The organism is Terrilactibacillus tamarindi (genome assembly GCF_009718825.1).
Classification (GTDB): Bacteria; Bacillota; Bacilli; order Bacillales; family Sporolactobacillaceae; genus Terrilactibacillus; species Terrilactibacillus tamarindi.
Genome location: NZ_WNHB01000004.1, coordinates 104,150 through 118,144, shown reverse-complemented (window position 1 = coordinate 118,144; position 13,995 = coordinate 104,150). Strand labels below are relative to the sequence as shown.

Genomic DNA, 13,995 nt, shown 5'->3' with positions numbered 1-13,995 from the left:
TTTTATTTCTCGTGGTTTCTAATTACTAACCTCGCACTCCCCATGACTTTAGTTCATGGGGAGTTTTTTCCTTTTGTATGAACAATGCGTTTAAGACCAGTCATAAAAGATGACTCTTTTTACGTATTATATCCATCTAGAATTGTGATATTTAACAATCATTAACAGGAAGTTTAGTTACATTATACATACAACCAAATGACTGAAAAATGTTAAAATATAGACATAGCAAATATAGCAACGTTTATGCAACATGCGTTCATCGTATTAATTTTGTTTATAAATGAGGATGACTTTTTATAAAAGAAAGGCACTAGTCTTAAGAATTGTGTTCGGTGAAAGGAATGAATATCAATGAGTTTAGAGACTTTAAATGAACGTGTAAAAACCGATCTTTCCTATCTTGATTTTGGAGGACCAGAATGGGTACGTCCTGTGAACCACCCAGATGGGCATGTCTATGATGTTATCATTGTCGGTGGCGGACAAAGCGGATTAGGAACAGCTTTCGGATTACTTCGTGAACGAATATCCAACATTCTTGTCATTGATGAAAATAAAGAAGGTTTAGAAGGTCCTTGGGAAACTTATGCTCGTATGGTCACACTACGAACCCCAAAACAACTCACTTCGATTGATCAAGGTATCCCTTCTCTCACCTTCCGTTCCTGGTGGGAAGCTCAAGCCGGGGTTGAAGGCTGGGAGGCCATTGACAAAATTCCACGAGGGGATTGGATGAATTATCTCAGGTGGTATCGTCAGGTTCTAGGTCTTCCTGTCATTAATGAGGTCAAACTTAAGCTGATCGAACCAACGGAAGAAGGTATTCATCGACTTCATATCGGAGGGCCTGGAGCGCCATCCAACACCTTGTTAGCTCGAAAAGTCGTACTTGCGACTGGAATTCAAGGTGGTGGTGAATGGCATGTTCCAGCTTTGATTTCAGAGAAGTGTCCTCGCCATCTCTATGCCCACACCTCGGAAGCCATTGATTTCGAGGCATTAAAAGGCAAAAAAGTCGCTGTTTTAGGCGGTGGCGCTTCCGCATTTGATAATGCCAATTTTGCTCTTACAGAAGGAGCAGCAGAAGCTCACGTCTTTGTTCGCCGGAAAGAAATGCCTCGGATAAATCCTATCAGACAAATGGAGGCATCTGGTATGATTGAACATTTCCATGTCTTATCGGATGAGGATAAATATGCAGCGATGTCACACTTTTTCAAGCATAATCAACCGCCGACTAATGATACTTTCGGACGTGCATCAAAATGGCCAGGGTTCCATTTGCACTTAGGTTCCCCTTGGCTTGACGTAGAAGAAAAGAGCGAAGGAGCGGTAGTGACGACACCACAAGGAAAATTTACGTTCGATTTCCTTATCATTAGCACCGGCCTACTTACAGATCCTGCTCTTCGTCCTGAACTTTCACTTGTCGAAAAACATATTGCCAGGTGGGGAGACCGCTATCATGCACCAGAGGAGGTATTCAACCCTGTACTTGATGCACACCCTTATCTCAGCCCTGGGTTCGCTTTCTTAAGTCGTGATGAAGAGGGCAAAAAGCTCTTACATGGACTGTTTGCCTTTAACTATTCAGCTTTATTAAGTTGTGGTCTTTCTGCTTCAGCTCTCTCAGGTATGCGTTTTGCCATTCCAAGACTGACATCAGCCATCGCTGAGGAACTATTTCTCGATGATCGAGAGACAAATTTAAAAGACTTTTTCGAATATGATCAAGTTGAATTTGTTGGTGAATGGCCGAAAGTGACAAGTAAATTATAATTTTATAAACTCATAATACACCAGTGTTTTTTAGAAACACTGGTTTCTTTATGTCATTTTTTCTTTTATTAATTTCAATGGCAGTAGTATTGAAATTCCATATAAGCGGGCGCCTTTTTCATCGACCTGCGTCATTCTTTCATTCTAAAAATACAAATTGCAAAGGGATTAACCGTATGCTAGGATAAAAAATTGACTGAACTCAATGGCTTTTATCTCTTGATATAAAATAATTTTGGCCAAAAGAGGGTAAAAGATAGAAAAGAAAGAGTTCGTTTTTAAGGAGGCATCATGAATTTCATAATTGGTATTATTGGTTTATTCATCACTTTGTTTTTAGCTTGGATTGCAAGTAACAACAAAACGAAGATCCGAATTCGTCCCATCATCGTCATGATGATCATCCAATTTCTTCTTGGATTTTTATTATTGAGGACAAGTGCAGGAAATTGGTTGATTAAAGGTATAGCCAATGGATTTGGAGAACTTTTAACATTTGCGGGACAAGGGGTTGATTTTGTTTTTGGCGGATTGGTCAATAACAATCAAATGTCCTTTTTTATGAGTGTCTTGCTTCCGATTATTTTTATTTCTGCTTTAATTGGCATCCTACAACATTGGAGAATCTTGCCGATCATGATTAGCGGTATTGGATATGTTTTAAGTAAAATCAATGGCATGGGAAAACTTGAATCATACAATGGTGTGGCTTCAGCCATTTTGGGACAATCTGAAGTTTTTATTTCAGTTAAAAGACAGCTCGGAACGTTACCTCCACACCGACTTTACACATTATGTGCATCAGCCATGTCAACGGTTTCCATGTCGATTGTTGGCTCCTATATGGTTTTAGTAAAACCTGAGTACGTTGTCACCGCGATTGTATTAAATCTATTTGGAGGATTTATCATCGCATCCATTATTAATCCATATAGGGTCTTACCAGAAGAAGATGCCATAAAAATTGAAGAAAATGAAAAGAAACAATCCTTCTTTGAAGTTCTTGGTGAATACATTATGGATGGTTTCAAAGTAGCATTTACTGTTGCCGCGATGCTGATTGGGTTTGTTGCCATAATTGCCATGATTAATGCTATATTTAACAGCCTATTTGGTATCACATTTCAAGAAATCTTGGGCTACATTTTTGCTCCTTTTGCCTTTTTAATGGGCATTCCTTGGCGTAGTGCTGTCGATGCAGGAAGCATTATGGCGACCAAGTTAGTCACTAATGAGTTTGTCGCCATGACGAATTTATCTCAAGGTCATTTTCATTTTTCTGAGAGAACCAATGCCATTGTTTCTGTCTTTCTTGTTTCATTTGCCAATTTTTCATCTATCGGCATTATTGCAGGTGCTGTAAAAAGTTTAAATGCAGAAAAAGGAAACGTCGTGGCGAGATTTGGCCTCAAACTGGTATACGGCGCGACATTAGTAAGCTTCTTAACAGCCATTATTGTTGGATTGATCTTTTAATGGACTAGCCCTCTCACAATGCGAGAGGGCTTTAATTTTAGAACTTCAATTGTGGAAATAGATCGTCTAATTTGGACGTTTAAATGATTTTCCTTTCTATGCCTAGATAGTCTTTTATTTGATCTTGGTATTTACGAATTCCACCAAACGTGAAGCGGCTCAATTGTGAAGTGAAGTGCCTCAATTACGTTGTGGTGTGACTCAATTACGTCGTGAAGTACCTCAATTATGCCGTGCAGTACCTCAATTATGCCGTGCAGTGCCTCAATTATGCCGTGCAGTGCCTCAAATACGTCGTGCAATGCCTCAATTATACCTAAGTATTACTCACAAACAATCTACATCATAAGAGCGATCCTTTAATTCTGTATCAAAATCCGTTAACTCTGCTAAATAATCAGCACCTTTTAGCATATTTAATACGACGATTTTTTGATACTTTTTTAAGTTAAAATTTTCTACTATGGTTTTGGCCATTTATATCACCCGTTATTCATAGAATCTCGACCCTCTTTAGTCTGAAATGAAGTCTTTCAGTAAGCAACTCTTTTGAGATGTCATCCTCATTTTATAAAACAATCATAATTTCGTCGTGAAAAGCAAAGAATGATAAAAGAATCATCATTTAGTTGAAGAAATTTAGAGAAAAGGTGTAAAACCATGGAATCATATATATTAATAACCATTAAATTATCGATAGGTTTCTTATGTTTAATCCTTTTTATGAATTTATCGGGTAAAGGAAACTTGGCACCAATGTCTGCTGCCGATCAAATTCAAAACTATGTGTTGGGTGGTATTGTAGGTGGTATTATCTACAGCCCGCAAATCACCATTGTACAATTTGTCGTCGTCCTATTTATTTGGGCATTCCTCAATTGGTTTATTCGCTTCTTGAAACTCAAAAATAGATTCATTAAACGGTTCATCGATGGTGAACGGATCATTGTCGTAAGAAATGGGAAAGTGATCCCTGAAAATTTTATGAAAGCAAAATTATCCACCCAGACTTTTACCACTATGCTACGAATGAAAGAGATCAGCTCGATCGGTTCTTTAAAAAAAGCACAAATTGAACAAAATGGACAATTAACCGTTATTCAAATGGATGATGAAGAGCAATCTTATATGGTCATCTCTGATGGGGAGATTTACGAAGAAGGATTAGAGGATATCGGGAAAGATGAAGACTGGCTTCTTGCACAAATTCAGGAACAGGGTATCGAGAAAGTGGAAGATATCTTTTTTGCTGAGTACTTCAAAAATAAATTACGACTCTTTACATATTAACGTAATCGGCTTCCTCAAAATGACTAAGTATCCAAACCTTGTTCTGTTTAAAGTTCTTGAAAATGTTTTTGTTCGTAGAAGAGGGGTAATGTCAAATTATTCAATAATGATTTTGATGTCGGGAGGCGTTTACTGTGCAAGACCTAGATTTACATTACATTTTTCAACTTAGCCTAATTCTAGTTATGATTGCTGCAGGTATAACGGCCATTGCGAAAAAACTTAAACAACCTTACCCCATAGCTTTAGTCTTAGTTGGTACGGTTATTGGCTTAATCAACATTCCTATTTTAAAACCTCTTAAAACCTTCATTACAGAAGGAGAAGTTTTCAACTTCGTTATTATCACGTTGTTTTTGCCTGCATTGCTAGGCGAGGCATCTTTAAAGCTTTCTTTTTCACACCTCATTGAAAATAAAAAACCCATCCTTTCTTTAGCCTTTGGAGGAACCTTGTTGTCCTATATCGTTATTGGCCTTTCCTCTGTTTGGTTACTACATTTTTCGATTCCAACGGCCTTTGTATTTGCTGCCTTAATGAGCGCAACGGATCCCGTTAGTGTATTATCGATCTTTAAAAGTGTTGGGGTAAAAAAACGTTTGGCTACGGTCATTGAAGGGGAGAGTTTATTTAATGATGGATTAGCTGTTGTCCTGTTTAATATCTCTGCCTTTTATTTATTAACGTATATCCATTTAGGGATAGCTGGCATTGGAAATGGCCTATGGGAATTCGTAAGGGTGATTTCATTAGGGCTTATCGTCGGGGGCGCGCTTGGCTATATATTTTCAAAGTTAACTCAATTGTTTGATGACTATCCGCTAGAAATTATATTCAGTATCATTCTATTTTACAGTTCATTCCTTCTTGCTGAAAGTATTCATGCTTCAGGTGTTATCGCAGTAGTAGTAGCCGCCCTTATCTTCGGAAACTATGGTGCTGAAATAGGAATGAGTCCAACAACAAGACTCAATATAAATAATTTTTGGGATGTAGCTGCTTTATTAGCCAATTCTCTCGTATTCCTAATGGTTGGATTGGAGATTACCATCATTGATCTATCGGACAAATGGGGATTAATATTCCTTGCGATCCTCATTGTTCTCATTGCTAGAAGTATCGCTGTTTATGCTAGCCTATTTTTTATCAAAAACTTTCCCCGCTCGTGGAAACATATCATTAATTGGGGTGGATTAAAAGGATCATTATCCATTGCTCTTGCTCTAAGCTTACCCAGAGATTTTCCTGGTCGTGAAAATATATTAGTCGTTGCCTTTAGTGTTGTTTTGTTTTCATTAATCATTCAAGGCCTCACGATTAAACCACTGTTATCTTTCTTGGGTGCCAACAAAAAAGAAAAAAACATTCAAGATTACGAACAATTGTTGGCTCGTAGTTATCAAATTGAGGCTACTCTTAAAGAAATTGAAAAAGTAAAACAAACGATCTTGGTTACCGAATCCGTTTCTAAAGACATCATTTCACAATATACACATGAGCAAAATACTCTAGAAAGCGCTATGGAGCAACTCTATACAAAGTATCCTGAGTTAAAAGAAAAGCAGCAGATAATTTTAGAAAAACACGCACTATATGCCCAATACCATGCCGTTGAAAAACTTTTAAATGAAGAGATCATTTCAAATGAAGTAGCGATTAAAGAACATGAGCGGATTAACGACCAGCTAATTAAGTTAGAAGATCATCATTGATTTTATAATAGTTAATCAAGACTACTGCATCTTTTTGACCTATTAGGGTTATTAATAATAAGAAAAGCATAATGTTACGCTGTTGTAGAAGAAAAATCATAGATAGTGAAAAAATAAGGAGGAACTCACTATGGATGATAAATCAATCAAACTGGACGAAAAAGTCGTCGCTCTAAAGAGTACCACATCGGAGAATTTGAAAAAGGTAAAAGATCAAACAAAGATGATAACCTTAAAAAAATTAGAAGATCAAGTCATCGTTATTACAGGCGCATCAAGTGGAATAGGGCTTGTTACCGCAAGAATGGCTGCTTCAAAGGGAGCGAAAGTTGTCACTGCAGCACGAAATGAAGAGGCTCTCAAACAGTTAGTAAAGGAGTTAAATGGAAAAGGCTGTTCAGCTATCTGGGTCAAGGCAGATGTTGGCAAAGAAGAAGATGTCAACAAGATTGCCAAAGCAGCGATAAATGAATATGGACGTTTTGATACATGGGTAAATAACGCTGGTGTATCTATTTTTGGTGAAGCGATGGATGTAACGATTGACGATATGAAGCGGTTGTATGATACCAATTTTTGGGGTGTTGTATACGGAACTCGAGTTGCCGTAAAACATTATAAGGAAAGAGGGGTTCCCGGTGCCCTCATCAATGTTGGAAGCTTTTTTGGGGATAGAGGAACGGTCATTCAATCAGCGTATGCTTCGGCCAAATTTGCTGTACATGGATGGACAGAAAGTATCAGGATGGAATTAGAAAAGAAAAAGGCACCCGTGTCTGTTTCACTTATTCATCCAGGCAGAATCGACACACCTTATAATGAACATGCTATGAGCTATTTAGACAAGCAGCCCGCCCATTATATGTCAATGATTTATCTGCCTAAAGCCGTAGCTGAAGCGATTCTATTCTGTGCAGAGAATCCGAAGCGAGATATGTATGTAGGTACACAGGCCAAATTTTTTGCGATGCTCGGACGTTTTGCTCCGCGTTTTACAGATAAATTAATGGAACTTACGATGTACCGTACCCAACATAGTGACGAACCTTCAAATCCTCCTGAAAAAAGTGCGTTACACCATGCTGGGTATGGTCTTCATGAAAGAGGAACGAACAAAGGCTGGATGAGAAAACGTAGTCTCTATGTTAAAGCAACTGAAAATCCAATGCTAACGACCCTTGCACTTACGGGTATTGGAGCTTCACTGTGGGCTATGGCTAAAAAGAAAAGTTAAAAATTTTTACATCGTTTACTGAGTGAAATGCAAGCAGGAAAGATAGCTAACCTGAAAACAGCCTAAAAAAATGAGATCCTAACAAAAACGTCATCTTAATCTATGAATGACGTTTTTTTCTTTTACATACATAATTATGAAAAACTTTGACATCCTGATAAAGATCATGTAAAGTACCACTGTACGAACAATTATTTATATTATCATTAATAATATTCGTGTTTAGGAGAATAAACTATGGAAAATGTATTTGATTACGAAGATATTCAATTAATCCCCGCAAAATGTATTGTCAATAGCCGTTCTGAATGTGATACATCTGTTACCCTTGGCAAACATACCTTCAAGTTGCCTGTAGTACCTGCGAATATGCAAACGATAATAGATGAAGAAATCGCTCTTTACTTAGCTGAAAATGGATATTTCTATATTATGCATCGGTTTCAACCTGAAAAACGAATCGATTTTGTTCGAGATATGCAAGAACGTGGCTTATTCGCTTCAATTAGTGTTGGCGTTAAAGCAGAGGAATACGAATTTATTGAACAATTAGCAGATAGAAACCTTACGCCAGAATATATAACCATCGACATTGCCCATGGGCACTCCAATGCGGTCATAAATATGATCCAGCATATCAAACGTCTTTTACCTGATAGTTTTGTTATCGCTGGAAATGTTGGAACCCCTGAAGCTGTGAGAGAATTAGAACATGCTGGTGCTGATGCGACAAAAGTTGGCATAGGACCTGGGAAAGTCTGCATCACGAAGATAAAAACTGGATTTGGTACAGGTGGATGGCAGCTTGCGGCTCTTCGTTGGTGTGCCAAAGCAGCAAGTAAACCGATTATTGCTGACGGAGGTATCCGTACACATGGCGATATCGCAAAGTCCGTCCGATTTGGCGCTTCAATGGTTATGATTGGCTCACTATTTGCTGGACATGAAGAATCCCCAGGAGAAACCATTGATAAAGATGGAAAACTCTATAAAGAATATTTCGGATCAGCATCAGAATTTCAAAAAGGCGAAAGAAAAAATGTAGAAGGCAAGAAAATGTACGTTGAACACAAAGGTGCCTTGCAAGATACGTTAACAGAAATGGAACAAGACTTACAATCCTCTATTTCTTATGCTGGCGGAACTAAGTTGGAAGCTATTCGCAATGTTGACTACGTAATTGTGAAAAATTCGATTTTTAATGGGGATAAGGTTTTTTAATCATCACTTGTAATGAGCAAGCTACTCATGAGTAGCTTGCTCAACTTTTGATACTAGGCCATGACTTCTATCAATTTATCTCCTATGGACACACGATTATGCCCTATTCTCTCGACAGTCGCATATTCTTCGGTGTTCGTAATGACCACAACAACAGTTGGGTCATATCCCATTTTCTGAATTTTATCCAAATCAAAATGACATAATTTATCGCCCTTATTAACCCATTGATTCTTCTCTACATACCTTTCAAAATAAGCTCCATTTAAATTGACTGTATCAATACCAATGTGGATGAGTATTTCAGCCCCGCGTTCTGTTTTTAGGCTTAGTGCATGATTTGTATTAAACGTCACGGTAATAAGTCCATCACATGGTGCAACCACATCTCCCGTTTCTGGAATTATAGCTGCTCCTGTACCTAAAAATTCATGTGAAAACACTTTGTCATTCACTTCTTTAATGCCAGTTGACTCACCTAGTACGGGTGCATAGATATATTCATCTTGGACTGTCTCAATTTGAGCAATACGTTCCACTGGATCTCGTACTTCCACTGTAGAAGCCACGTATTCATTCACATTTTCAAACATTGATTCTTTTGCCCCTGAACGTTTGCCGTAGAAAAGTGTTAATGAAAAGGCTATAACAACACTGACCATTAAGCAGAAGATAAACGGAACAATCGAGGGTGTATTGATACAAATAAAACCAAGGATACCCGAAGGTCCCATCGTGTTTGCTAAAATATGAAATACACCGATAAAGATAGAGGCAACACCTGATCCTATCATGGCACAAAAGAACGGGTATTTGAGCTTCAGATTTACACCAAAAATAGCAGGTTCTGTGATTCCAAAAAGTGCGGTAATTCCTGAAGATGAGGCTAAACCTTTTTGTTTCTTATTTTTCATAACAAAAAATGTTGCAAAACAGGCTGCGGCTTGCGCAACGTTAGCTACCGAAGCGATTGGCAATATAAAGGATCCCCCCGTTTTTCCTATATTGGCTAATAACTCTGTTTCAATAGCAGGAAAACTTTGATGGAGTCCAGTAATAACAATAGCTGAATAGAAAAATCCAAAAACAAAGGTGCCTACAAACCCAGTTACATCATATAACCACATCAATCCATTGGTTAAACTATCACTCACCTGTTGCATGACCGGCCCTACAAATAAAAAAGTAATAAAACCAGTCAAAATAATGGCCAGCATAGGGGTAAAATTGAAATCAAGAGCTTTTGAAATACGTTTATGTAAATATTTCTCGATTTTAGCCAAAATATAGGAAACAGCCAGTACAGGTAAAACAGAATCTTGATAACCTTGTTTCGCTACATCTAATCCAAATAGATGCCAATAGTTAACTTGATTTGTTGCGGTTGCATGGCTTATATTATAGGCACCTGACAAGTCAGGAGAGAGCATGATCATCCCCATCATAGCCCCTAGATAGGGATTCCCGCCAAAACGTCTCGTTGCTGAAAAACCGATAAGTATAGGCAAGAAAAGATAGGGAGCGGCAGACATCATATGGATGAAACTAGATACTCCTTTTAAGTTAGGGTACATTCCAACAATAGATTGAGAGCTAAAAAGATTCGCTGTAGTTAGAACATTATTCAGTGCCATCAATATTCCCCCTGCTATTAATGCAGGGATAATAGGAACAAAGATATCAGCTATTAAACTCATGAATTGTAAAAATAAATTTCCTTTTTTTCTATTTTGAGAAAAGAATTGATCTCCCTCTGTCATACCAGGAAGACCTGATCGTTTAATTAATTCATTATAGATTTCATCAACGTCCCCCGGTCCGATGATAACCTGAAATTGTCCATTAATCCTGTATATCCCTTTTATATCGGGATGATGGTCTAATGCCATATAATCTATTTTCGATTCATCTTTAACAATAAATCTCAGTCTAGTGGCACAGTGAGTGATGGCTTGAATATTTTTTCTACCGTTTAATGCATTTAAGATATCTATCGCGACTTTTGCATGATCCATCCCGAACTTCCCTTCAAAAGGCATCATTTATTGAAAACGTTTTTTATTTTAAATATACCCTCTCCATTTAAATTGTGTCAATTAGGTATCAAAAAAATTTATCAATATTCTGTATCATTAGCTAATAATTAAATATATAAAAAAAATGGTGTCTCTCAAAAACTAGTATGAGAGACACCAAATAGATTTTTCTACTATTCTTTTTTTTCGCTCGACTTATTGGTAAATGTGGGAGCCATTTTTTATAAATTCTTGTGCTTTTTGATTCATGCCTTCTTTTATTGAAGTTTCTTCTTGACCTTTTGCCTTTTCCTTAGCTAATCCACCTCGAATATCGTGTGAAATTCTCATGGAACAGAATTTAGGACCACACATTGAGCAAAAATGAGCTGTTTTTGCTCCTTCAGCAGGAAGGGTTTCATCATGATATTCTCGCGCGCGTTCTGGATCCAATGATAAATTGAATTGATCATTCCAGCGAAACTCAAAACGGGCTTTCGATATCGCATCATCTCTCATTTGAGCTCCTGGGTGCCCTTTTGCTAAATCGGCTGCATGAGCAGCAATTTTATACGTGATAACCCCTTCACGAACATCGTCTTTATTTGGCAAACCTAGATGCTCTTTAGGTGTAACATAACAAAGCATAGCCGTTCCTAACCAACCTATTGTAGCCGCTCCAATGGCAGATGTAATATGATCATATCCTGGAGCAATATCTGTCGTTAATGGGCCTAAGGTATAAAATGGTGCTTCTTTGCAAATGTCCATTTGCTTATCTACATTTTCTTTAATCATGTGCATAGGAACATGCCCTGGTCCTTCAATCATCACTTGCACATCATGCTTCCAAGCGACTTCTGTTAATTCACCTAATGTTTCAAGCTCTGCAAATTGAGCTTCATCATTTGCATCTGCAATCGATCCAGGACGCAATCCATCTCCAAGGGAAACTGAAATATCGTATTGACTTAAAATTTTACATATATCTTCAAAATGGGTGTATAAGAAATTCTCCTTATGGTGAGCTAAACACCATTGTGCCATAATCGATCCACCGCGAGAGACAATGCCGGTTGTCCGTTTAACGGTCAATGGGATATAGCGTAACAAGACCCCTGCATGTATCGTAAAGTAATCGACCCCTTGCTCAGCCTGCTCAATTAGCGTATCACGGTACACTTCCCACGTTAGATTCTCAGCTATCCCGTTCACTTTTTCAAGAGCTTGATAAATCGGCACGGTTCCAACAGGTACAGGCGAATTTCGAACAATCCATTCTCTTGTGTTGTGAATATTTTTGCCTGTTGATAGATCCATTATCGTATCTGCTCCCCAACGGGTCGCCCAAGTCATCTTTTCGACCTCTTGCTCAATAGAGGAAGTGACAACGGAATTACCTATATTTGCATTTATTTTGACATGAAATTGGCGACCAATAATCATCGGTTCACTTTCTGGATGATTAATATTTGCTGGGATAATGGCTCTTCCCCTCGCTACTTCTTCACGAACAACTTCCGGATCCATATTTTCACGTATCGCGATGAACGCCATTTCAGGTGTTACGATACCTTTTCTTGCATAATGAAGTTGTGTCACGTTACAGCCTTCTTTGGCACGTAATGGTGTTTTATTTATATTAGGGAACCTTTCAAGGTTGGACTGTTCATCTTCTATAAGAAACCCATTATCCTCTGGTTTTATATCTCTTCCTCTATACTCCTCAACATCCTGACGTTCTAAAACCCAATTTTTGCGTAGATTGGGTAATCCCTTTCTTATATCGACTATGTAGTTCGGGTCTGTATAAGGACCACTCGTGTCATACACACGAACGGGTTCATTTGTTTCCTCTCCAAATGAGGTGACGGTTTTATTAAGCTCGATTTCTCGCATTGGGACCCTTATATCAGGTCTAGGACCTTCAACATAAACTTTTTTGCTTCCTTGGAATTGGGACTTTAATTCAATAGTTACTGCCGTTTTCTTTGTCATGTAATCTCCTCCTAATTTTGGTAGATTATGATCTTAGGAGTTATACAGCCTCGTTCATCAGTAAACAGATGAAAGACAATATAAAAAGGTTCTGAATAAACAGAACCTGATTTATCATCACAAAAGTAGTGGCGTACAGATGACTTAAAGACGCCTCTTCCTACTTCCCTACGCTGGTATAACCCAGATCAGGTTCAAAGGGTCAAAGAATTCAACATTCTTTTCTCAGTCCTATTCATTGGACTCCCCTAGTAGAGCACTAAAAAATATATATTATTTTCTATGTCATGATAACATAGTTTTTTATCTTACTAAAGATTTTTAGTTGAAAAATTAATCGACATTATTTTCTCCATCTAATTCAATCGTCCCAGTTATCTCAATTTCTCGTAATGCTTGCGATGCTAATTGATCCGCTTCTTGGTTATTTTTCCTTGGAACGAGTTCATATTCTGGTGTGATGCCTAGTTGCTCTAACTTATCGTCAATCCGGTCCGCCCATTTATTTAATTCCTCTTCATAAACGGGCCATTCTCCGCTTAATTGATTAATGACAACGAGAGAATCACCCACAAATTTAACTGGCAAATGATGAACACCTAACTTCTCTAATTCTTTTAATACAAGATGAAGGGCCGCGTATTCTGCTTCATTATTCGTGTCTAGATAAGATACCAAGGCATTTCGTCTAAGTCGATATCGTTTGCCGTTCTGTTCATAATAAATCACACAACCTAAGCCGGATTTTTTTGTTTCTAGATCAAATCCCCCATCAAAATAGGCCGTGACATGATGTGGCTCAGTTTGAATGCCCTGCAAATATTTTTTTAATTCCTTCGCGGTCCATGTACTTTCATTACTATCAATAAACGTTAAGTTTTTTATCCGGCCGGTTTTTTCCAAATCCTCAGCAATTAAAAGAGCTTTCTCTGCAGGCATCTCAACAGAACTAAAGGTCGTCTCCGTTCCTTTTTTTGTTTTGTACGTTGTTTCGATTCTGACATTCACAATAAAACTCCTTAATAGATGATTTTATAAAGTGAAACTTCCATCAGTGGGGGTTTTCTTCATCCCCCACTGATGGTTAGCTGAACCAATCGGACCTTTACGGGCAGTTGATCCCCCACCTATCTTCTTTGAATACTCAGAATCCCCGAGTGGGGGCCTTTACTTGCCGTTAAGGCGGGATAAATGACATTTATATCAATTATTCCCATTGATTCATTCATTTAATAATTTAAATCATCATTGCCATTAAAAAGGATCA

The 13,995-nt window shown here is 37.9% G+C and carries 11 protein-coding genes and 1 riboswitch; of the genes, 7 read left to right on the top strand and 4 right to left on the bottom strand.

What is annotated here, in order from left to right; genetic code table 11:
* The first annotated feature begins 354 nt into the window (after positions 1-354).
* From GMB86_RS03785 to GMB86_RS15455, 3 genes are all read left to right on the top strand, one after another.
* Positions 355-1,782: an FAD/NAD(P)-binding protein gene (locus GMB86_RS03785; protein WP_155216955.1), complete on the top strand. Its 1,428-nt coding sequence runs from the start codon at positions 355-357 to the stop codon at positions 1,780-1,782.
* A gap of 291 nt (positions 1,783-2,073) precedes the next feature.
* A complete protein-coding gene (locus tag GMB86_RS03780; RefSeq protein WP_155216953.1) occupies positions 2,074-3,258 on the top strand; it encodes a NupC/NupG family nucleoside CNT transporter in 1,185 nt (394 codons plus the stop codon).
* Between the two features lie 175 nt (positions 3,259-3,433).
* Positions 3,434-3,607, top strand: a complete 174-nt coding sequence (locus tag GMB86_RS15455) for a hypothetical protein (RefSeq protein WP_196220118.1) — start codon at positions 3,434-3,436, stop codon at positions 3,605-3,607.
* Here GMB86_RS15455 and GMB86_RS03775 read toward each other — a convergent pair.
* The gene (locus GMB86_RS03775) at positions 3,586-3,735 is read right to left on the bottom strand and encodes a hypothetical protein (protein WP_155216951.1); all 150 of its coding nucleotides are present in this window, start codon (positions 3,733-3,735) and stop codon (positions 3,586-3,588) included. The two genes, GMB86_RS15455 and GMB86_RS03775, sit on opposite strands and share 22 nt — an antisense overlap.
* Positions 3,736-3,918: 183 nt before the next feature.
* On the opposite strand from GMB86_RS03775, the gene GMB86_RS03770 reads away from it, so the two are divergent.
* The 4 genes from GMB86_RS03770 (at position 3,919) to guaC (ending at position 8,715) form a co-directional block, all read left to right on the top strand.
* Positions 3,919-4,548: a DUF421 domain-containing protein gene (locus GMB86_RS03770; protein ID WP_155216949.1), complete on the top strand. Its 630-nt coding sequence runs from the start codon at positions 3,919-3,921 to the stop codon at positions 4,546-4,548.
* 134 nt (positions 4,549-4,682) lie between these two features.
* On the top strand, positions 4,683-6,260 hold the full coding sequence (locus GMB86_RS03765) for a cation:proton antiporter (RefSeq protein WP_329602743.1): 1,578 nt from the start codon (positions 4,683-4,685) through the stop codon (positions 6,258-6,260).
* A gap of 223 nt (positions 6,261-6,483) precedes the next feature.
* Complete coding sequence (locus GMB86_RS03760) at positions 6,484-7,494, top strand: SDR family oxidoreductase (protein ID WP_155217079.1); 1,011 nt, start codon at positions 6,484-6,486, stop codon at positions 7,492-7,494.
* Between the two features lie 237 nt (positions 7,495-7,731).
* Entirely contained in the window at positions 7,732-8,715 is a 984-nt protein-coding gene (gene guaC / locus GMB86_RS03755; protein WP_155216947.1) for a GMP reductase, read from the top strand.
* Between the two features lie 53 nt (positions 8,716-8,768).
* Here the strand turns inward: guaC and GMB86_RS03750 are convergent, their stop codons facing one another.
* The 3 genes from GMB86_RS03750 to GMB86_RS03740 form a co-directional block, all read right to left on the bottom strand.
* On the bottom strand, positions 8,769-10,730 hold the full coding sequence (locus tag GMB86_RS03750) for a sucrose-specific PTS transporter subunit IIBC (RefSeq protein WP_155216945.1): 1,962 nt from the start codon (positions 10,728-10,730) through the stop codon (positions 8,769-8,771).
* A 216-nt stretch (positions 10,731-10,946) separates the two neighbouring features.
* Positions 10,947-12,728 (bottom strand): phosphomethylpyrimidine synthase ThiC, encoded by a 1,782-nt coding sequence (gene thiC / locus GMB86_RS03745; protein WP_155216943.1) that lies wholly within the window; start codon positions 12,726-12,728, stop codon positions 10,947-10,949.
* 148 nt (positions 12,729-12,876) lie between these two features.
* Positions 12,877-12,988, bottom strand: a riboswitch (TPP riboswitch).
* 73 nt (positions 12,989-13,061) lie between these two features.
* A complete protein-coding gene (locus GMB86_RS03740; protein WP_329602742.1) occupies positions 13,062-13,736 on the bottom strand; it encodes a ribonuclease H family protein in 675 nt (224 codons plus the stop codon).
* Positions 13,737-13,995 lie beyond the last annotated feature (259 nt).